Genomic DNA, 19,882 nt, shown 5'->3' with positions numbered 1-19,882 from the left:
GGGTCGGCCGCTGCTGGTGTCGGCTTCCTTCGTGCGCTGCTCGCCGCTCGTTCCTCGCGGCTGCGCTGCTCCTCAGTCCAGCCGCCACCGCGGCCGAGCCTGCGCTCACGGTGTCGGATGGTTCGCGTCGGGTCGGCCGCTGCTGGTGTCGGCTTCCTTCGTGCGCTGCTCGCCGCTCGTTCCTCGCGGCTGCGCTGCTCCTCAGTCCAGCCGCCACCGCGGCCGAGCCTGCGCTCACGGTGCCTCCTTCGGCAGCGGCAGGGTGGCGAACACCCGGGTTCCCCCTTCCCGATCGGCCTCCACCAGGCAGTCGCCGCCCAGCTCGGCGGCCCGCTCGCGCATGGAGGTGAGCCCGACCCCGCCGTCGGTCAGCGCGGTCTGCCCGATCCCGATCCCGTCGTCGACCACCTCGATGTGCAGATCATCGTCCACCCACAGCCGAACCGCGCACGATCGGGCCGCCGCGTGCCGGGTGACGTTGGTCAGCGCCTCGCAGATGATCCGGTAGGCGGCGACGTCCACCGAGGCCGGCAGCTTGGGCAGCACGGACGGCACCTCGAGCACGATGTTCACGCCCTCGTCGGAATCCTCGCCCCGGGCGGTCCGGCTGGCCAGCGCCGCCGCGTACTCCCGGATCGCCGGGATCAGGCCGATCCGGTCCAGCACCGGCGGTCGCAGGCCGTGCGCCAGCCGGCGGATCTCCACGATCGCCGCCTGCAACTCGTCGCGCAGCCGGCCGAGCAGCACGCCGGTCGCCGTGTCGTTGCCGATGCTGCGCTGGCTCGCGTCGATGCCCAGCGCCACCGCGGCCAGCGTCGGGCCGACCCCGTCGTGCAGCTCGTGCAGGATCCGCCTGCGCTCCTTCTCCCTGGCCCGCACCAGCCGGTCCCGGCTGCGGCGCAGATCCCTGGTGAGCCGGGCGGTGTAGACCGCGGCGCCGGCGTGCCGGGTCACCTCGGCCAGCGCGACCCGGTCCCGACGCCGCAACCCCTCGCGCGGGCCGCGCGGCGCGATCACCAGGTAGCCGACCCGCTCACCCTGGAAGGTCAGCGGCATCCGGTGCAGCTCCCCGGTCGGGGCCCCGACGCTGGCCGCCGTCTCGGTGCGCCCGCGCGCGGTGATCTCGATCGCCACGTACGGCAGCCGCAGCGCCGTGGACACCGTCTCCACCATCGCCGGCAGCATGGCGCCCGGGGTGTGCGTGTTCTCCAGCCGGGAGGCCAGCGTCGACACCACCCGGTACGGGTCGTCGGCGTCGCCGAACAGCCGTTTGTTGATCACCGCCTGGAGCCGGGCGCGCAGTGGCTGCACGGCGACCGCGATGGTCGCCGCCACCGCCGCCTGCACCCACAGCGACTGGATCGGCGGGAACACCAGGGACAGCGCGCCGACGAGGCCGATGTACAGCCCGATCACACCGGCGGACAGCGCCCCGTAGACCAGCGAACGGCTGACCACGACCTCGATGTCGAGCGCCTGGTGCCGCAGAATCGCCGCCACCACGGCCACCGGCACCGCGACGAAGGCCAGGGCGTGGAACCGGTCCGGCAGCAGCGGCTGCCCGCCGATGAACGACGGCAGGACCCACACGGCGAGGTACACGGCCACGCCGCCGCCGAGCGTCGTCGCCAGCCACCGCAGCGGGCGCCGGATCTGGTCCTCGGTGCACCTGAGGTACTTGTGCACCAACACGCCGAGCACGCACAGCGGATAAACGAACAGCGTCGGCAGCGCCGGCGCACCGAGCACGTACAGCCGTTGCACCGGGTCGGGCAGCAGCACCGCGACCCCGGCGGTGACCCCGTAGAGCACCACCGGCCCCAGGTAGCCGAGCGTCACCAGCCACCGATACCGGGCGCGGTGCGTGATCGCCGGGAAAGCCAGGGCGAAGTGCAACATGGCGCCCCACACCAGGGCGTAGGCGAACTCGCCGGTGTACCAACGCCAGAACTGGTCGCCGGCGACCAGGTCGATCGCCTCGAGCCCGAAATAGGCCGACCCCGACGTGGTGACCACGGTGAGCGCGGCGGCGCTCAGGGCCGCCTGCGCCGCCGGATCGAGCGGCCGGACCAGGAACACGGCCACGGCAGTGATCAGCAGCAAGCCGGTGACCAGCAGCGTGGGCCAGCCGGCCGCCAGCGCGGACCACACCGGATAGGGGCGCAGCGCGACGTCCACGACGACCCGCTGGTCCCCGCGGAGCAGCTCGTAGCGCACCGGGTCACCGGCCGGCGGGCCGCCGGGCCGGCCGCCGATCCGGTCGGTGAGCGAAATCCCGTTGATCGCCACGACGCGATCGCCGGGCCGGACCGGGCCGGCCGGGTCCAGCACCGCGGTGACGATCACGCCGTCGGACGAGATCGGGGCGTCCCCGGAGCTGATCGTCGTGCCGTCGGAGGGCGCGGCCGCGCGCGAGGCCAGGCACCACGCAGCCACCCCGAGCAGGGTGAGCGTGAGCAAGAGGAGCGAGACGGGCAGCCGTCGCGCCCCCGCCTGGCCGGACACGCCCTGGATCATCTCTCACATTGGTGGAGTTCGGACAGCGTCAGTTGCGGGAATTGTCGTCCGGATGACCCGTTCGCTGCGTTTCGTCGGCGGCTGGGTGCTCGGCCGGTTCGGCATCCGGCGGTGGCTGCTGCTCCGCCGCCGGCTCCGCGGCGGCGGATGGCGTGGCCGGCGGCTGGGCCGGTGATTCGGTGACCGGCGGGGCGGCCGGCGGCGGCACCGGAGTCGGGCCGGTGGCCGGCTGCACCGAAGTCGGGCCGGTGACCGGCTGCTGAACCGGAACCGGTCCGGACATCGGCTGCTGCACCGAAGCCGGTCCGGACATCGGTTGCTGGATCGGTTGGGAGGCCGGGAACGCAACGGGCTGACCCGGTGGGTAGCCGGCGGGTTGCAGCGCCCGCCAGCCCATCGGCGGAGTGTCCGGTTCGGCCCGTCCGGCCGTTCCGGTGAGCGCCAGGGTCAGGCCGATCAACCCGATCAGCAACGCGGCCATGGGCAGCCAGATGCCCAGTCCCATCTCGTACCTGACGTTCTCGCCGGGCTCGGGGTTGGCGTTGTTGGCCTGGTTGAGCAATTCCAGGCCCTCCAACACCTGCAGCAGTAACGCCCCGGCCAGCAGGCCGAGCCCGGTACCGCCGAACACCCGGGCCGAGGTCACCAGGCCGGACCTGCGGCTGGTGATCGCGCTCAGCGCGAACAGGCCCGCCATCAGCAGCAGCGCCGCCGCCAGGATCAGCGGCAGCCCGAACAGGACTGACTCCTCGTCGGCGGTCGGGCGGCCCTGGCGGGCGGTCCACCAGGTCTCCTGCACCTCGAAGACGAGGTCCTCGCCCCGATCCCGGGTGAAGGTCTGAACCACACCGAAGCTGCCCCAGACGGTGATCCCGGTGGCGATCAGCAGCAGGATCCCGCCGAGCAGGCCGCCGGTCCAGCGCGGTCTGCGCGGCGGCCGCGGCTGCTGCGGGTACTGGTACTGCTGCGGCGGATACTGCTGGTACTGGGTGGGCGGACCGGGCGGATAGCCGGGAGCAGGCGCTGTCACCGCCGCATTGTGTCAGCAGGTTTCGTGGCTGCCCGATCAGGTAGCGAACTCCGCCCGTGTGGCTTCCTGCGCATCACTCGCCCGAACTCGGCGAAGCTGAGGTACTGGGCGGCATGACCGAGGTGATCGTGGCCGGCGCGGCCATCGTGCGCGATTACCGGATCTTCGTGGCGCGGCGCTCTCGCCCGCAGACGGTGGCCGGTTACTGGGAACTGCCCGGCGACCAGGTCGGCAAGGACGAGGAGGAGCGGGACGCACTGCAACGCGAGTTCACCACCGAGTTCAGCATCTCGCTGCGCTGCGTTGACCGGATTCTCAGTGACCGCAAGCTGCTGACCTGGCCCTCGGAGGACGGCGAGACCACCGGCGACGCCACCCTGCGGATCTGGCGCTGCCAGCTGCCCAGCGAGTCGACGCTGGACACCGAGCTGGGCGAGCCGCGGCCGAACATGTACTCCTACGACGAGTCGCGCTGGCTGGACATCGACGACCTGGACGCGGTCGGGCCGTGGCGGGACGCCGACCGGCTGATGGCCGACGAGATCGCGGACTACTACCGCAGCGACGAGATCTGGCAGATGGCCGACTGAGGTTGCGGTTGCCCGCAGGTCGAGGCTGTTGCGATCGCGAACGTCACGTTCCGCGTGCGGATCCCTCTACTTCTGTTGCGAGGGTCGGCCCGAGCGAGGGCCGGGCCGACCCTCGTCACCGGTCGCCGCCCGGTAGTGCTCGAGCACGATGGTCTTCCACTGATCCAGCAGCGTGGCCCGGCGGCCGGCGTCGCCGCCGAGCATGGCGTCCAGGGCCAGGCCGCGGGTCAGGTTCACGCTGAGCAGCAGCAACCGCTCCAGCAGCTTCTCGTCGGTGTCCGGCCCGGCCGCCTGCCGGTACAGCTCCAGCGTCGCGTGGCCGAGCGCGCGGTCCACCGGGAGCAGCACCGCGCGCAGCTCGGGATCCGTGCGAGCGGCCACCCACAGCTCCATCGCCGCGGTGGACAGCGTGCCGGAGTAGGACTGCCAGAGCAGGTCGATGCCGGCCGTGATCCGCTCCGAGCCGGGCGGCAGCGCCTCCGCGGCCCGGGCCACCTCGGCGGACAGCCGGGCGAACAGGTGCTGCAGGGCGCTGGCCATCAGCTCGGCCTTGGTGGTGAAGTGGTGTTGCTGCGCGCCCCGGGACAGGCCGGCGCGCTGGCAGATCTCCTGCACGGTGGTGCGGGCGTAGCCGAGGTCGACCAGGCATTCGATGGTCGCCTCGAGCAACAGCTCGCGGGTGTGTTCGCTGCGTTCGGCCTGGGTGCGGTGCCGCTTGACTGTGTACATTCTGAGCAGACTTTACATGCCGTCCGGATTGTTTCTTGGAGGTCGTACCGTGGCCATCACCCAGCGTTCCTCGTGGCTGACCGAAGACCTCGACGCGTTCCGCGAGCTGGCGCACGCGTTCTGCCAGAAGGAGTTGGCGCCCAACCAGGAGCGCTGGGCCGCGGCCAAGCAGATCGACCGGGAGCTGTGGAACAAGGCGGGCGAGGTCGGGCTGCTGTGCCTGTCGATCCCGGAGGAGTACGGCGGGGGCGGCGGCACGTTCGCCCACGAGGCCGTGCTGCTCGAGGAGCAGGCCAGGGCCGGCGACGAGGCCTGGGGCAACGCCGTGCACAGCGGGATCGTCGCGCATTACGTTGCCGGGTACGGCACCGAGGAGCAGAAGCGGCGCTGGCTGCCGAAGCTGGCCAGCGGCGAGCTGGTCGCGGCGATCGCGATGACCGAGCCGAGCACCGGGTCGGACCTGCAGAACATCAAGACCAGGGCGATCCGGGACGGCGACGACTACGTGATCAACGGCGCCAAGACGTTCATCACCAACGGCGCGCAGGCCGGGCTGGTGATCGTGGTGGCCAAGACCGACCCGGGCGAGCAGGCCAAGGGCGTGTCGCTGATCGTGGTGGAGACCGAAGGGGCCGAAGGGTTCCGGCGCGGCCGGGTGCTGGACAAGGTCGGGATGCACGGCCAGGACACCTCCGAGCTGTTCTTCGACGACGTGCGGGTGCCGGTGTCGAACCTGCTCGGCGGCGCCGAGGGGCTCGGGTTCGTCCAGCTCATGCAGCAGCTGCCGCAGGAGCGGCTGCTGATCGGCGTGACCTCGGTGACCGCGATGGAAGCGGCGGTGGAGATGACCGTCCGCTACACCAAGGAGCGCACCGCGTTCGGCCGGGAGATCTTCGGCTTCCAGAACACCAAGTTCACGCTCGCCGAGTGCGCCACCGAGGTGGCGGTGAGCAAGGCGTTCCTGGACCAGTGCATCGAGCGGCACCTGCGCGGCGAGCTGGACGTGACCGGCGCGGCGATGGTCAAGTGGTGGACCACCGACCGGCTGTCCCGGGTGGCCGACGAGTGCCTGCAGCTGTTCGGCGGCTACGGCTACATGAGCGAGTACCCGATCTCACGGGTGTGGACCGGTGCCCGGGTGGGCCGGATCTTCGGTGGCACCAACGAGATCATGAAAGAGATCATCTCCCGAACCCTGTAGGAGGACCGCTGCCATGGCCGGTGGGCCGCTCGCCGGATTGTCCGTGGTCGAGCTGGTCGGGCTCGCCCCCGCCCCGTTCGCCGCCACCATCCTCGCCGACCTCGGCGCCGACGTGCTCCGGATCGACCGGGCCAAGCCGGGCTTCGACGTGCTCAGCTTTCCCGACGATCCGCTCACCCGGACCCGCCGGTGGATCGGCCTGGACACCAAGTCGCCCGAGGGCCGCGACCTGGCGCTGCGCCTGATCGACCGCGCCGACGTGCTGGTCGAAGGGTTCCGGCCGGGCGTCACCGAACGCCTCGGGCTGGGCCCGGCGGACACCATGGCGCGCAACCCCCGCCTGATCTACGGCCGGATCACCGGCTGGGGCCAGGACGGGCCCCTCGCACCCGCCGCCGGCCACGACATCAACTACATCGGCCTGGCCGGTGCCCTTGAACCCATCGGCCGGTCCGGCGAGCGCCCGGTTCCGCCGCTCAACCTGCTCGGCGACTTCGGCGGCGGCGGCCTGCTGCTGGCCATGGGCATCCTCGCCGCCCTGGTCGAGCGGGCGTCGTCCGGCCGGGGCCAGGTCGTGGACGCCTCGATGGTGGACGGCGCCGCGCTGATCACCACGGCCCTGCACGGCCTGAAGAACATCGGCCTGTGGAACCGCGGCCGCGGCGAGAACATGCTCGACGGCGGGGCTCCGTTCTACGACACCTACGAAACCGCCGACGGCCGCTACGTCGCGGTCGGCGCCATCGAGGAACGCTTCTGGTCCGATCTGCTCCGCGTCCTCGACATCGACCCCGCCGACCTGCCCAACCGCCTCGACCCCGCACACTGGCCCGCCGTGCGCACCCGCCTGGCCGCCGTCATCCGCACCCGTACCCGCGACGAGTGGGAGAAGCTCGCCACCGGCACCGACGCGTGCCTCACCCCGGTCCTCACCCCCGAGGAAGCTCGCGCCCACCCGCACAACACCGCGCGCGGCACCTTCGTCGACGTCGACGGCCACCCCCAGCCGGCGCCCGCCCCCAAGTTCGACCGCACCCCGGCGCCCACACCCCGAGCCCCGCACGCCCCCCGCTCCGACACCACCGAGGTCCTCACCGAACTCGGCCTCCCCGCCCCGGAGATCGACCGCCTCCGCACCGCCGGCCTCATCGCCTGACTCGCGGATGGGGCGGGATCAGGGCCTGCCCGGTGCATCATCGTGTGCAGTCTTGGGCCGACCAACGCAACCTCAGGGGCACCGTGACGGCACCCAGCCACCATCAACCCGCCAACCGCACCACCGGCTGGAACGCAACAACAGCAGTTGATCCCGGAGAGGCGGACTAGCGAGGCGGATCAGTCGAAGACGCCGTGGCGGCCGGCGCCTGCGGCGAAGCGGGCGGCTCCGGTGGTGGCGCCGAGGAGCGTTGACTGGGCGCCGTCGAGTTCCCGGTGCATGGCCTCGCGTTCGGCGTAGCCCCACTGGTTGAGGGCCGAGGCGCGGTCCACCCGCATGCAGAGCTGGGGGAAGCGGGCGATCTCGGCGGCCAGCTGCTCGGCGCCGGCACGGGCTTCGCCGGCCGGGACGACGCGGTTGGCCAGGCCGATGGACAACGCCTCGTCGGCGTCGACCGCGCGGCCGGTCAGGATCATGTCCATGGCCCGGCTCTGGCCGATCAGGCGGGGCAGCCGGATCGTGCCGCCGTCGATCAGCGGTACGCCCCAGCGCCGGCAGAAGACGCCGAAGACGGCGGTGGTGTCGGCGACCCGGAGGTCGCACCACAGCGCCAGTTCCAGGCCGCCGGCCACGGCCGGGCCGCTGACCGCGGCGATCACGGGTTTGCTCAGCACCATTCTGGTCGGACCCATGGGCCCGTCCCCGTCGAATGTGACGGTGTTGCCGCGGGGCGTGCCGACCGCCTTGAGATCGGCCCCGGCGCAGAATGCCGGGCCCACCCCCGCGAGTACCGCGACCAGCGCGTCCTCCTCGGCCTCGAACGCGCGGAACGCGGCGACCAACGCCGCCGCGGTGGGGCCGTCCACGGCGTTACGGACTTCCGGGCGGTTCAACAGGACAGTGAATATCGGACCGGACCGTTCGATGACCACACTCTCGATCATTGAGCGTGTCTCCTTGGGTTGCCTAGTTATGACCCATAGAGTGATGTACCTAGAGGTTTACCCACCGTAAGGTAGGTGCACCCGACCGACGTCGGGGGAGTAGCGGACGGAGTGTGCAGTGGACGTCAAGAAGATTCTCACCATCGTCGTGGCGGCCATCGTCCTGTTCTACGTCATTACCCAGCCGAGCGCCGCTGGACAGGCCGTTCAGGACATCCTCGGCTGGATGCGGGATGGGGCCGAAGCGATCATCACCTTCATGAAGAGCATCTTCGCCTGACACGAAGGGTGACAGCACTCGTACGGTGCATGATCTACATTGGACCGTTTGGGGGTATCGACGGCCCGTCAGCCCAGATCGTGGATTCCGTGTCGATTCAGGTCTAGCAATCTCGCCTCCCGCCCAATACGGTTCTCGCAACATCTTGCGGGAGCCTTTCCGGCGTGACGGCCAGCACCTCGAGGAGGCACGATGCTCGACGACCCCGGGGTCGATGCTCTGGTTCGGCAGTGGACAGCGGAGCGGGCGCAGGACGCTGAGGCCGACGAGATCCACCGGATCGCTTCGGAGTGGCTCGCCGAGGCCCCCATACCCCAGCCCGGAATCCCCGGGCAGCGCCCGAAGTCCGGCTCGGCGAGCTGGGCTTCGGTGCACCACGCCGACCCGCGATTCGTTGCCGCCATGCGGAAGCGGCTGCCCGACGTGCCCGCAGACCTGATCAACGCCGCCGCCGGCTGGTGGACGATGGTCGGCGGTCTGGCCGAGGCGACCGAGTGGTGGGACGCCGGGATCAGCCCGCTGGATCAGCGCGCGCTGGACTACCGGGCGGCCGGGCTCTCGCCGTCCGACCTCAGCCGCCGCCTCGGGCCGCTGACCGTGCTCGAGCACCTGCGCCGGGGCAGCGCGCCGGCCTGGTGCGTGGCCCGGTTACAGCGCCAGGTGCGCCGGGACGGCGTCGCCTGATCTCCGTAACGCTCTGCTGCCGGCGTCGTTGATCCGTTGTGCGGTTCGTCGGCCGAATCCTCCTGGTCGCGCTCGCGGTGCTGATCGCCGCGGGTGGGTTCTGGCTACTGCGCGTGGCGATCGTGCCCACGCCGAGTCCGGCCACCGTTGAAATCCCAGCCACCCAGGTCGCTGCGGCGCAGGTGGAGCCGGGCTCGGTGGTGCCAGCCGGCCCGCAGGCCGCCGTGTCCGGCGCCGACCCGCTGGCCGCCTGGGCGCAGCGACTGGCCGGCCCGACCGGCATCCCGGCCCGGGCGCTGGCCGCCTACGGCAATGCCGAGCTGGTGGTCCGCACGACCGCCCCGGGCTGCCACCTGTCCTGGGCGACGCTGGCCGGCATCGGCCGGGTCGAGTCCAACCACGGCCAGTGGGCCGGCGCCGAGCTGGCCGAGGACGGCCGGCCGTCCCGGCCGATCGTCGGCGTGCCGCTGGACGGTTCGGCTGGGGTCCGGTCGATCCCGGACACCGACGGCGGCGCGCTGGACGGCGACACCGGGGTGGACCGGGCGGTCGGCCCGATGCAGTTCATCCCGTCCACCTGGCGGGCCTGGTCGGCGGACGGAAACTCCGACGGCCGGGGCGATCCGCAGCAGATCGACGACGCGGCGCTGGCCGCCGGGCGTTACCTGTGCGCCGGCGGCCGCGACCTGGCCACCGCGCCGGGCTGGTGGGCCGGCGTGCTCTCCTACAACAACTCCGTGCCCTACGGTCAGCGGGTGTTCGGCCTGGCCGACCGGTACGCCCGGACCGCCGCCGGCCAGCGGTGACCCGGCGGTGTTAGCGTCGGGGATGTGCGAGGCAGCTTGTTCACCCCACGCCGGCTGGCGATAGCCGGGGTGTCCGTGCTGTCCCTGGTGCTCTGCCTCGGGTTGGCATGGTGGCAGTGGCAGCGGTTCGAGTCGGCCACCGGGAGCTGGCAGAACCTGGGATACGTGCTGCAGTGGCCGCTGTTCGGGCTGTTCCCGGCGTTCCTGTTCTGGCGGCTGCGCCGGTTGCGCCGCGAGCACGAGACCGCGGCGCCGGCCGCGCCCGCGCCGGCGCCCGCGCCCGCGCCGAGGGTGCCCGCCCCGGCCCCGGTGGTCACCAGGCAGGATGAGCCCGACGACGACCCGGAGCTGGCCGCGTACAACCGGTACCTGGCCCAGCTCTACGCCCGAGACCAGCAGGAGACACGATGACCGACCGGCCGGTGCTCTCCGACGAGGAGAACCCCGTCCAGGCCGTGCCCGCAGCCGGCGTCCGCGGCGCGTTGGCGCGTTGGCGGGTGGCCGCCTACGTGGTGGGCGTCGGCCTGCTCGCGCTGTGCGCGGCCATGATCATGAACTACGGGTTCGGCCAGGACCAGTACACGAAGATCATCGGACCGGTGCACGGCTTCCTCTACATCCTGTACTTCCTGGCCACGGTCGACCTCGCGCTCAAGGTGCGCTGGCCGGTCAAGCGCACGGTGCTGGTGCTGCTGGCCGGCATGGTTCCGTTCCTCTCGTTCGTGGTCGAGCGCCGGGTGAGCGCCGAACTCGGCGCCGGCCGGTGACCGAGGTCGACCCCGCGGACGCCGTCGCGGCCTGCCGGGCCGCGCACGACCGGATCATCGCCACCGCCGCGGCGGTCACCGACGACGGCGCCCGGGCGCCCAGCCGGCTGCCCGGGTGGACGGTCGGGCACGTGCTGACCCACGTCGCCCGCAACGCCGACGGCCACGCCCACCGGCTGGCCGGCGCGCTGCGCGGCAAGGACCTCCCGCGCTACCCGGGCGGCATGCCCGCCAGGGACCGGGAGATCGAGGACGGTGCCGGCCGGCCGGCCGTCGAACTCGCCGCCGACGTCACCGAGTCGGCCCGCCGGCTCGAGGAAGTGTGGCGGTGCTCCGTCGAGGCCGGCTGGCCCAACGCACACTTTCTCGGCGACGACCGGTTCACGACGAGCGGCAGTCCGCTGCGCCGGCTGCGCGAGGTCGAAGTGCACCACGTCGATCTCGGCCTCGGCTACGAACCGGAAGACTGGCCCGATCTCTACCTCGACTGGGAACTCCGGCACGCCCTGAACCGGCTCCCGGCGCGACTGTCCGGTCCGGACGGCCGCCGCCTCCTCGCCTGGCTCACCGGCCGCGCCGAACTACCCACCGGCATCTCGCTCGACCCCTGGATGTGAGTCTCAGGCCCCGATCCCGGTAAGCGAGCGAACCTCCATCTCGGCCTGCTTGGCGCGGTCGGCCCGGTCGGAGCTGGCCAGGACGGTGCCGAGGTAGCCGCACAGGAACGAGAACGGGATCGAGACGATGCCCGGGTTGGTCAACGGGAACAGGTGGAAGTCGACGTCGCGGAACATCGAGCTGGGGGCGCCGGACACCAAGGGGGAGAAGAAGACCAGCACCAGGCAGCAGGACAGGCCGCCGTACATGGCCCACAGCGTTCCGGTGGTATTGAACCGCTTCCAGAACAGCGAATAGATCAGTGTGGACAGGTTCGCCGACGCGGCGAACGCGAACGCCAGGGCCACCAGGAAGGCGACGTTCTGGCCGTTGGCCAGGATTCCGCCGATGATCGCCAGGCCGCCGATGATCACCGCGGTGCGCCGGGCGACCCGGACCTCGTCGGCCGAGTTGGTCCGACCGCGCCGGAAGATGTTGGCGTACACGTCGTGGGCGAACGAGGCGGACGCGGTGATGGTCAGCCCGGCGACCACGGCCAGGATCGTCGCGAACGCCACCGCGGCCACGATGCCGAGCAGCAGGGTGCCTCCGATCTCGAAGGCCAGCAGCGGGGCCGCGGAGTTCTCCCGGCCGGTCGAGGCCAGGATCTTCTCGGAGCCGACCAGTGCCGCGGCACCGTATCCGATCACCAGCGTGGCCGCGTAGAACACCGCCATCGCCATGATCGCCCACACCACCGACCGGCGGGCCTCGCGGGCGTTCGGCACGGTGTAGAAGCGCATCAGCACGTGCGGCAGCCCGGCGGCGCCGAGGATCAGCGCGAGGGACAACGAGATGAAATCCAGCTTGGCGATCGGGGTCTTGCCGTACTTCCCACCCGGTTCGAGCAGCAGCTCGCCGCGGGCACTGTTGTTGGCCGCCTCGTCGAGCAGGGCCGAGATGCTGAACCCGAACTTCCCCATCAGGAACACGGTCATCAACACGGCGCACAGCACCAGCATGGCCGCCTTGATGATCTGCACCCAGGTGGTGCCCTTCATGCCGCCGACCAGCACGTAGAGGATCATGACCACGCCGACGACGGTGATCACCAGGGCCTGCCCGGTCTTGCTGTGCACGCCGAGCAGCAGCGCGACCAGCCCGCCGGCACCGGCCATCTGGGCCAGCATGTAGAAGAACGAGATGACCAGAGTGGACGTGGCGGCGGCGGCCCGGACCGGACGCTGGCGCATCCGGTAGGCCAGCACGTCGCCCATGGTGAACCGGCCGGTGTTGCGCACCAGCTCGGCGAACAGCAGCAGGGCGACCAGCCAGGCCACCAGGAACCCGATCGAGTAAAGGAACCCGTCGTAGCCGTGCACGGCGATGGCGCCGGCGATGCCGAGGAACGACGCCGCGGACAGGTAGTCGCCGGTGATCGCGACGCCGTTCTGCGGACCGGTGAACGCGCTGCCGGCCGCGTAGTAGTCGGCCGTGGTGGAGTTGCGGTTGCTGACCCGGTAGACCACGAGCAACGTGATGATCACGAACGCCGCGAACACCACGGTGTTGAGCGCCGGGCTGCCCATCGAGGTCATGTGTCGGCGATTCCCGCGTTGGACCGGATCTGCCTGACCCGTGGGTCGATGTGCCGGCGCGCGAAGCGCAGGTAGCACAGGGTGATCACGATGGTCGAGACGAACTGGAGCAGGCCGAGCAGCAGCCCGACGTTGATCGAGCCGATCACCTTGAGGCCCATGAACCCCCGGGCGTAGGCGGCGAGCAGCACGTAGGTCAGGTACCAGACGAAGAACAGCACGGACGTCGGAAAGACGAAGCCACGGAACCGGCGCCGCAGCTCGTCGAACTCCAGGCTGTTCTGGATGCGGGCGAAGTCCGGTCCCGAATTCCTCGGGGCCGGCCGCGGCATCCGGTCAATTCCACCGAACGCCGCCGGCTCCGCCGGCCAAGCCGCCATCGGGGATGGAGCCACCTCGGTCATTCGAATTCCTCGCAAAGCTCGGGAATGCCTGTTCGTTGGCGCGACATAGTAACCACGGGTGGACGACAGACCACAACGTCAGGCGGGTGCACCCACCAGACTTCACACTTATCGGTGAACTTGCTCGCAACTTTGCGTGATACCGGCCGCTGGGTCTTTCTGGCTCTGGAACGTGCTTCCGCAGCTCACACTCGGGATTGAAGTCCACTGTGGACATATCGAGGAATCGATCAACCCGGCGTACCCCCATTGCGTTACCAAACCCCGAAAATCATTACCCACAGTAGATTTCCGCCGATCCGTGCCGTCCGATCCCGCCGCGCATCCGGGCCGGAAGACCGATTATCCCACGATTCCCGCTGGTCAGGCCCGGTATTCATTATCCACTTCATGATCACGCCGCGCTATGTACGATCGTCCCTCGGATCTCGCCGCCACGGACGCGACTGCGAGTGATGCGTTCGGACGGGTTGCGGTAACCGTCTGTTCTTCGACAGCCGCGGAGGATTGCGCGTGACTGAGACCGTAAGGGCAAGAGTTTCCCGGACCGACAAGCCGCCCGATACCGGGGCGGGCCACGCGGCCCGGAGCAGCGAGCCGTCGCTGCTGCGCCTGTTGCTGAACTGGTGGGACTGGAACCTCCCGACCAAGCTCGCCGCCGTCACCCTGGTTCCGGTCGTGTTCGCGGTCGTGCTCGGCGCGATGCAGATCGGCGACCAGGTGGACCGCGCCGACTCCTACCGCAGGGTGGACCGTCTGGTCGCGGTGAACGAGCAGTTGCGCCCGCTGGCCGACGCGCTGCAACGGGAGCGCACCGCGACCACCACGCTGCTCGCCATCGGGGCGGCCAACATGGCCACGCTCGCCCCGGAGCTGAACCAGGAGCGGGAGAAGGTCGACCACACCGCTGCGGCGATGCGGCACGCCGCCGGGCGGGCCAGCTTCCACACCGAGATCACCGCCAGCCGGTTCGACGAGGTGAGCATCCGGCTCGGCGAACTGCCCGGGCTGCGGGACGCGGTCGCCAGCGGCCAGGTGGACGCGCCGGCCGCGCTGGCCGGCTACACCGGGATCATCAGCGCGCTGCTGAACTTCAATCGCGCCGCCGCCGCCGAGGTCCTCGACCCGGCGCTGGCCGGAACCGCGGTCGCCCTGCACGACCTGGAGGTGGCCAAGGAGGAGATCCGGTTCCAGCAGGCCCTGGTCGGCGTCGGGCTGGCGCACGGCCGGCTGGCCGAGGAGCAACTCGCCGCGGTCGGCGCGTCCCAGGCCCGGCTGACCGACCGGCTCGCCGACTTCAAGTTCGACGCGAACACGGCCCAGCAGCAGGACTTCGCCAGCCAGGTGGCCGGTGCCGGCGTGGCGGCGCGGGAGAACCTCGTGCAGACCGCGATGGCCACCGCGCCCGGCCGGCCGCTGCCGATCGACGGCGCGACCTGGCACAACAGCTCCGAGGACGTCGCCGGCCGCACCGCCGCGGTGTCCGCCTCGCTCGGTGCCGAGATCGAGGAGCGGTCCACCGCGTTGCAGGACGAGGCGAGCGACGGAGCCGGGCTGGCCTCGGTGATCCTGTTGGTGGCGCTGGTGTTCGCCACCGCTGTCATGATCGTGATCGGCCGGCACCTGCTCGGGTCGCTGAACGTGTTGCGCACCAGCGCCCTCGACGTCGCCGAGTACGAGCTGCCCCGGGCCGTCGAGCGGATCAGGGACGGCGGCGGCGCGCCCGAGCCGGTGCCGCGGCCGGTCCCGGTCCGGTCCGCCGACGAGGTGGGCCAGGTCGCCAGGGCGTTCGACGAGGTGCACCGGCAGGCGTTGCGGCTGGCCACCGAGCAGGCCGGACTGCGCGCCCGGTACGGCGACGTGTTCGTCAACCTGTCCCGGCGCAGCCAGGGTCTGGTGCAGCGGCAGCTCCAGCTGCTCGAGCGGCTCGAGCGCGACGAGGAGGATCCGGAGCAGCTCGCCACACTGTTCCAGCTGGACCACCTGGCCACCCGGATGCGCCGCAACAACGAGAACCTGATGGTGCTCTCCGGCAGCGAGCCCGGCCGGCGCAACCAGAGACCGGCCACGCTGGCCGACCTGCTGCGCGCCGCGGTCTCGGAGATCGAGCAGTACCAACGGGTGTTGATGCTGCCGCCGCCGGACGTGCTGATCGTCGGCTACGCGGTGGGCGATCTGGTCCGCCTGGTCGCCGAGCTGCTGGACAACGCCACCGCGTTCTCCGCGCCGGGCACCCAGGTCACGATCGCCAGCCATGCGTTCGAGGACGGCACGGTGTGCGTGGCGATCCTCGACGAGGGCATCGGGATGAGCGAGTCCGAGCTGGCGGCCGCGAACGCCAAGCTCACCGACGCGCGCACCGTGGACGTGTCGACCTCCCGGCGGATGGGGCTGTTCGTGGTCGGGCGGCTGGCCGGCCGGCACGGGGTCCAGGTCTCGCTGCACGGCGGCAAGGACATCCAGGGCGTGCGGGCCACCGTGTCGCTGCCGGCCGACCTGGTCACCGAGCCGCAGACCGACACGGTGCCGGTGCCGCCGCCCTACGAGGAGGTGCCCGACTACCCGCCCGGCCCGGTCAACGGTTCGGTGAACGGGACGGTCAACGGGACGCCGGTCATCCCGGTCAACGGATTCGCGCCCGAGCCGCCGCCGGTGCCTTCCCCGCTGCCGCGCCGGGAGCCGCCGCAACCTCCGCCACCGGAGCCCGATCCGACCGTCGCGACCGAGGCCCCGCCGGCCACCGACGAGCACTCGCCGCTGCCCCGCCGGTCGCCCGGTGGCACCAGGTTCGCCAAACCGGTGGACACCGAGGCGGGGCCGGTGGATCTGGCCGTGCCGGACACCGGCTGGTGGTCCACCGCCAACCCGGGAATGCCGCTGGCCGAGACCACGCCCATCTTCGACGAGATGATCTCGGCCTGGTTCCGGGCGATCCAGGACCATCCGGCGACCGATGCCTGGAAGTTCGCCGCGGACGCGGGATTCCAGGCCGCACAGGTGATCTCCCGGTCCCGGCCGGACGACTACACCGACAGCGGGCTGCCCAGGCGCAAGCCGCGGCAGAACCTGCTGCCCGGCAGCGCCAGCGGGGCCGATGCGGCCGAGGACGCCGGCCCGGCCGATGCCATCGGACCGGTGCCCGCCGTGTCCGAGGAGAGCCGGGCACCCGCCATGCCCGGAGAGAGCCGGGCGCCCGCCGCCGTCGGGCCGCCGGCGCCCGAACTGAGCGGCGCCGGCAGTTGGCGGCTCTCGTCCGCTCCAGTGGACTTCACCGCCGGTGGTCTGCCCCGGCGTGCGCCCCGGCCCGCCCAGCCGGCCGGCGGCGCGGACGGCGGTGGCGGCGTTCAGGTCGACCGAGCGGTCGAGCTGCGCGCCCGGCTGGGCAACCTGCAACGCGGCCTGACCAAGGGCCGACGCAACCTGGCCGACCGGGCCGCCCCGCAGGGCGGGACCGCCGCCGAGGCCGGTCCCGTCCAGGACAGCCAGCACGACAGGGAGAGTGAATGACTTCGCCGCAACCCAACCAGTTCGGATGGCTCGTCAACGACTTCGTCCAGCGTGTCCCCGGTGTCGCCCACGCCGTGGTGGTGGCCGCGGACGGTCTGGTGCTCACCAGCTCGGCCGGGCTGCCTCCGGACCGGGCCGACCAACTGGCCGCGATCGCGTCCGGATGCGTCAGCCTGGCAAGGGGAGCAGCACAGTGCTTCGAGGCCGGTGAGGTGCGCGAGACCATCGTCGAGATGGAGCGCGGGATCATGCTGCTGATGGCCATCAGCGACGGGTCCTGCCTGGCCGTGCTGGCCGCGCCGGTGTGTGACATCGGCCAGGTGGCCTACGAGATGACGCTGCTGGTGGACCGGGTCGGCCAGATCCTCGCGCCCGAGCTGCGGGGCCAGTCCAAGCCCGGTCGCATGGTCGGGCAGCCGGTATGAGGCCGGCATGAACGGCTCGGACGATACGTTCGCCGATGTGGTGAACGGGCTCACCAACCTCGGCCGGCGACAACGCCGGCGGCAGGTGGTGGACGAGGACACCCTGCCCGCTCATCCCTGGCCCCGGTTCGCCGAGCCGGAACCGTCCACCTTGGACCGATCGCCGGAGATCGACCAACTCGCGATGGACGCCGGACTCGCCGGCGACCCCTCGATCGTCCGGCCCTACTCCTGGACCAGGGGCCGGACCCGGTCCGCGCTGGAACTCCGGATCGAAGCCCTGGTCACCACCTCGGAACGGGGCGCGAACATAGACACGCTGAGCCAGACCGAACACCGCGCGGTCGCCGAGTTGTGCCGCGAGCCGCGGTCGGTCGCCGAGGTGGCCACGCTGCTCGGCGTACCGCTCGGCGTGGCCAAGGTGCTGCTGGGTGACATGGCCAACCTCGGCCTCGTCGTCGTGCACAGAACCGCAACCGGGGGTGCCAACAAAGCACACCTGCTACTGATGGAAAGGGTCTTGAGTGGACTCCGCCGGCTCTAGCGAAACGGACGCGCCCGAAGCGCCGACGATGATGTCGGTCAAGATCGTCATCGGCGGCGGGTTCGGAGCGGGCAAGACCACCTTCGTCGGCTCGGTGTCGGAGATCATGCCGTTGACCACCGAGGCCGCGATGACCGAGGCCAGTCGCGGCATCGACGATCTCGAGTCCACCCCGAACAAGGCGACGACCACGGTGGCGATGGACTTCGGCCGGGTCTCGCTCGAGAAGGACCTCGTGCTGTACCTGTTCGGCACGCCGGGCCAGCAGCGGTTCTGGTTCATGTGGGACGACCTGGTGCGCGGCGCGATCGGGGCGGTCGTGCTGGCCGACACCCGAAGGCTGGCCGACTCGTTCTCCCCGATCGACTTCTTCGAGGAACGCCAGCTTCCCTACGTCATCGGGTTGAACTGCTTCGACGGCGTGCAGCACCACGGCGTGGACGAGGTCCGGGACGCCCTTGCGATCGGTCCAGAGGTGCCCATCGTGCCCTGCGACGCCCGGGACCGGGAGTCGGTGAAGCAGACGTTGATCACCATGGTCGGCTACGCGATGGACCGCTGGGTCGCCACCCACGGGGCGCCGGTGCCCTGAGTGTGGCGGCGGTCGCATCCGCTCGATGGGGCAGGTGCGGGTGGGAGACTCGGTCCGACGACCGGACCGATCGCCCTGGAGCCCGCCATGGACCTCACGCTGACCGACGAGCAGACCGCCCTGCGCGATCTGGCCCGCGACTTCATCGACGCCGAGGTCGTTCCGTACGCGGCGGCCTGGGACCGGGCCGAGGCGGTGGACCGGTCGATCGTCGACAAGCTGGCCAAGGTCGGCTTCCTCGGTCTGACCATCCCGGAGAGCTACGGCGGGTCGGGCGGCGACCACCTGGCCTACTGCCTGATGATGGAGGAGCTCGGTCGGGGCGACACGGCGGTCCGCGGGATCGTGTCGGTCTCGCTCGGCCTGGTCGGCAAGACCATCCTGAGCTTCGGCACCGAGGAGCAGAAGCAGCGCTGGCTGCCCCGGCTGTGCTCCGGCGAGTCGCTGGCCTGCTTCGGTCTGACCGAGCCGGACACCGGGTCGGACGCGGCGAGCCTGGCCACCCGGGCGGTCCGGGACGGCGACGACTGGCTGATCAGCGGCTCGAAGATGTTCATCACCAACGGCACCTGGGCCGACCTGGCGCTGATCTTCGCCCGGTCCGGGGAGCCCGGTCCGCGCGGCATCACCGCCTTCCTGGTGCCGACCGACGCACCCGGCTTCGCCCACCGGGAGATCAAGGGCAAGCTCGGGTTGCGCGGCCAGTCCACCGGCGAACTGTTGCTGGACGCGGTGCGGGTGCCGGACTCGGCCCGGTTGGCCGAGGTGGGCAAGGGTTTCCGGGTGGCCATGGCGGCGCTGGACAAGGGCCGGATGTCGGTCGCAGCGGGCTGCGTCGGCCTGGCCCGCGCGGCGCTGGAGGCCAGCGTGAAATACGCAGGCGAACGCACCCAGTTCGGCCGGCCGATCGCCGGGTTCCAACTGGTCCAGGAGATGCTGTCGGACATGGCCGTGTCCACCGACGCGGCCCGGCTGCTGGTCTGGCGGGTGGCCGACCTGGTCGACCGCGGGCAGCCGTTCTCCACCGAGGCGTCCATGGCCAAGCTGTACGCGAGCGAGAACTCGGTCAACGCGGCCAACCTGGCCATCCAGGTGTTCGGCGGCTACGGCTACCTGGACGAGTACCCGGTGGCCAAGTACCTGCGCGACGCCCGGGTGCTCACCCTCTACGAGGGCACCACCCAGGTGCAGAAGCTGCTCATCGGCCGGGCGCTCACCGGGATCAACGCGTTCAGCTGAGCGGGTCGTAGCTGCCGAACGACCAGAGGTTTCCCTCCGGGTCCCGGGCGATGTACTGGAGCGAGCCGTAGTCCGTGGACTCCAGGTCCCGCACGATCGTGGCGCCGCCGGCCCGGGCGTGCTCGTAGTGCGCCCGGGGGTCGGCGACGACGACATAGATGCTGACCGTCCCGGCCAGCGGGTCGGGCGTGCCGCCGCCCAGCCAGCCGGCCTCCGGCGGTCCGCTGAACATGATCATGCCGGCGCCCAGGCGGAGCTCGGCGTGGCCGATC

At 71.2% G+C, this 19,882-nt stretch carries 21 protein-coding genes; 14 read left to right on the top strand and 7 right to left on the bottom strand.

The features are described 5' to 3' along the window. Window positions 1–234: 234 nt before the first annotated feature. Window positions 235–2,505 carry a sensor histidine kinase gene (locus VFV67_RS02165; protein ID WP_326466779.1) on the bottom strand — a complete coding sequence of 757 codons (2,271 nt, stop codon included), beginning with the start codon at window positions 2,503–2,505 and terminating at the stop codon, window positions 235–237. A 40-nt stretch (window positions 2,506–2,545) separates the two neighbouring features. Further along, a complete protein-coding gene (locus VFV67_RS02160; RefSeq protein ID WP_326466777.1) occupies window positions 2,546–3,547 on the bottom strand; it encodes a hypothetical protein in 1,002 nt (333 codons plus the stop codon). Window positions 3,548–3,660: 113 nt separating this feature from the next. Here VFV67_RS02160 and VFV67_RS02155 point away from each other — a divergent pair, with 113 nt between their 5' ends. Continuing rightward, window positions 3,661–4,137: an NUDIX domain-containing protein gene (locus tag VFV67_RS02155; RefSeq protein WP_326466776.1), complete on the top strand. Its 477-nt coding sequence runs from the start codon at window positions 3,661–3,663 to the stop codon at window positions 4,135–4,137. Window positions 4,138–4,203: 66 nt separating this feature from the next. Here the strand turns inward: VFV67_RS02155 and VFV67_RS02150 are convergent, their stop codons facing one another. Then, entirely contained in the window at window positions 4,204–4,866 is a 663-nt protein-coding gene (locus tag VFV67_RS02150; protein ID WP_326466775.1) for a TetR/AcrR family transcriptional regulator, read from the bottom strand. 49 nt (window positions 4,867–4,915) lie between these two features. Between VFV67_RS02150 and VFV67_RS02145 the strand changes: the two genes are divergently transcribed. Beyond that, window positions 4,916–6,067 (top strand): acyl-CoA dehydrogenase family protein, encoded by a 1,152-nt coding sequence (locus VFV67_RS02145; protein WP_326466774.1) that lies wholly within the window; start codon window positions 4,916–4,918, stop codon window positions 6,065–6,067. 13 nt (window positions 6,068–6,080) lie between these two features. Next, a complete protein-coding gene (locus VFV67_RS02140) occupies window positions 6,081–7,223 on the top strand; it encodes a CaiB/BaiF CoA-transferase family protein (protein ID WP_326466773.1) in 1,143 nt (380 codons plus the stop codon). Window positions 7,224–7,402: 179 nt separating this feature from the next. On the opposite strand, the gene VFV67_RS02135 is transcribed toward VFV67_RS02140, so the two are convergent. Further along, the gene (locus tag VFV67_RS02135; protein ID WP_326466772.1) at window positions 7,403–8,167 is read right to left on the bottom strand and encodes a crotonase/enoyl-CoA hydratase family protein; all 765 of its coding nucleotides are present in this window, start codon (window positions 8,165–8,167) and stop codon (window positions 7,403–7,405) included. Between the two features lie 118 nt (window positions 8,168–8,285). Between VFV67_RS02135 and VFV67_RS02130 the strand changes: the two genes are divergently transcribed. The 6 genes from VFV67_RS02130 (at window position 8,286) to VFV67_RS02105 (ending at window position 11,321) form a co-directional block, all read left to right on the top strand. Continuing rightward, window positions 8,286–8,447: a hypothetical protein gene (locus VFV67_RS02130; RefSeq protein ID WP_326466771.1), complete on the top strand. Its 162-nt coding sequence runs from the start codon at window positions 8,286–8,288 to the stop codon at window positions 8,445–8,447. 192 nt (window positions 8,448–8,639) lie between these two features. After that, the gene (locus tag VFV67_RS02125; protein ID WP_326466770.1) at window positions 8,640–9,131 is read left to right on the top strand and encodes a helix-turn-helix transcriptional regulator; all 492 of its coding nucleotides are present in this window, start codon (window positions 8,640–8,642) and stop codon (window positions 9,129–9,131) included. A 38-nt stretch (window positions 9,132–9,169) separates the two neighbouring features. Further along, a complete protein-coding gene (locus VFV67_RS02120; RefSeq protein ID WP_326466768.1) occupies window positions 9,170–9,937 on the top strand; it encodes a lytic murein transglycosylase in 768 nt (255 codons plus the stop codon). A gap of 24 nt (window positions 9,938–9,961) precedes the next feature. Beyond that, entirely contained in the window at window positions 9,962–10,348 is a 387-nt protein-coding gene (locus tag VFV67_RS02115; protein ID WP_326466766.1) for a hypothetical protein, read from the top strand. After that, window positions 10,345–10,704, top strand: a complete 360-nt coding sequence (locus tag VFV67_RS02110) for a DUF3817 domain-containing protein (RefSeq protein WP_326466765.1) — start codon at window positions 10,345–10,347, stop codon at window positions 10,702–10,704. The genes VFV67_RS02115 and VFV67_RS02110 overlap by 4 nt, the downstream gene beginning before the upstream one ends. Then, window positions 10,701–11,321 (top strand): maleylpyruvate isomerase N-terminal domain-containing protein, encoded by a 621-nt coding sequence (locus tag VFV67_RS02105; RefSeq protein WP_326466764.1) that lies wholly within the window; start codon window positions 10,701–10,703, stop codon window positions 11,319–11,321. The genes VFV67_RS02110 and VFV67_RS02105 overlap by 4 nt, the downstream gene beginning before the upstream one ends. A 3-nt stretch (window positions 11,322–11,324) precedes the next feature. Here the strand turns inward: VFV67_RS02105 and VFV67_RS02100 are convergent, their stop codons facing one another. Continuing rightward, a complete protein-coding gene (locus VFV67_RS02100) occupies window positions 11,325–12,899 on the bottom strand; it encodes a cation acetate symporter (RefSeq protein ID WP_326466763.1) in 1,575 nt (524 codons plus the stop codon). Beyond that, window positions 12,896–13,231, bottom strand: a complete 336-nt coding sequence (locus VFV67_RS02095; RefSeq protein ID WP_326466762.1) for a DUF485 domain-containing protein — start codon at window positions 13,229–13,231, stop codon at window positions 12,896–12,898. The genes VFV67_RS02100 and VFV67_RS02095 overlap by 4 nt, the downstream gene beginning before the upstream one ends. A 585-nt stretch (window positions 13,232–13,816) precedes the next feature. Here VFV67_RS02095 and VFV67_RS02090 point away from each other — a divergent pair. The 5 genes from VFV67_RS02090 (at window position 13,817) to VFV67_RS02070 (ending at window position 19,610) form a co-directional block, all read left to right on the top strand. Continuing rightward, entirely contained in the window at window positions 13,817–16,810 is a 2,994-nt protein-coding gene (locus tag VFV67_RS02090) for a nitrate- and nitrite sensing domain-containing protein (protein ID WP_326466761.1), read from the top strand. Next, entirely contained in the window at window positions 16,807–17,235 is a 429-nt protein-coding gene (locus VFV67_RS02085; RefSeq protein WP_326466760.1) for a roadblock/LC7 domain-containing protein, read from the top strand. Before VFV67_RS02090 ends, VFV67_RS02085 begins: the two co-directional genes overlap by 4 nt. 7 nt (window positions 17,236–17,242) lie before the next feature. Further along, window positions 17,243–17,779: a DUF742 domain-containing protein gene (locus VFV67_RS02080; RefSeq protein WP_326466759.1), complete on the top strand. Its 537-nt coding sequence runs from the start codon at window positions 17,243–17,245 to the stop codon at window positions 17,777–17,779. Beyond that, entirely contained in the window at window positions 17,760–18,371 is a 612-nt protein-coding gene (locus tag VFV67_RS02075; RefSeq protein ID WP_414636154.1) for a GTP-binding protein, read from the top strand. Before VFV67_RS02080 ends, VFV67_RS02075 begins: the two co-directional genes overlap by 20 nt. Before the next feature lie 87 nt (window positions 18,372–18,458). After that, on the top strand, window positions 18,459–19,610 hold the full coding sequence (locus VFV67_RS02070; RefSeq protein WP_326466755.1) for an acyl-CoA dehydrogenase family protein: 1,152 nt from the start codon (window positions 18,459–18,461) through the stop codon (window positions 19,608–19,610). Here VFV67_RS02070 and VFV67_RS02065 read toward each other — a convergent pair. Further along, window positions 19,603–19,882 (bottom strand): VOC family protein (locus VFV67_RS02065; protein ID WP_326466753.1); only part of this gene is annotated, 280 nt, incomplete at its 5' end. The two genes, VFV67_RS02070 and VFV67_RS02065, sit on opposite strands and share 8 nt — an antisense overlap.

The organism is Actinophytocola sp., from assembly GCF_035762905.1.
Taxonomy (GTDB): Bacteria; Actinomycetota; Actinomycetes; order Mycobacteriales; family Pseudonocardiaceae; genus DASYTH01.
Note: the sequence above shows the minus strand (reverse complement) of the source record. Positions and strands in the feature narration are given on the sequence as shown.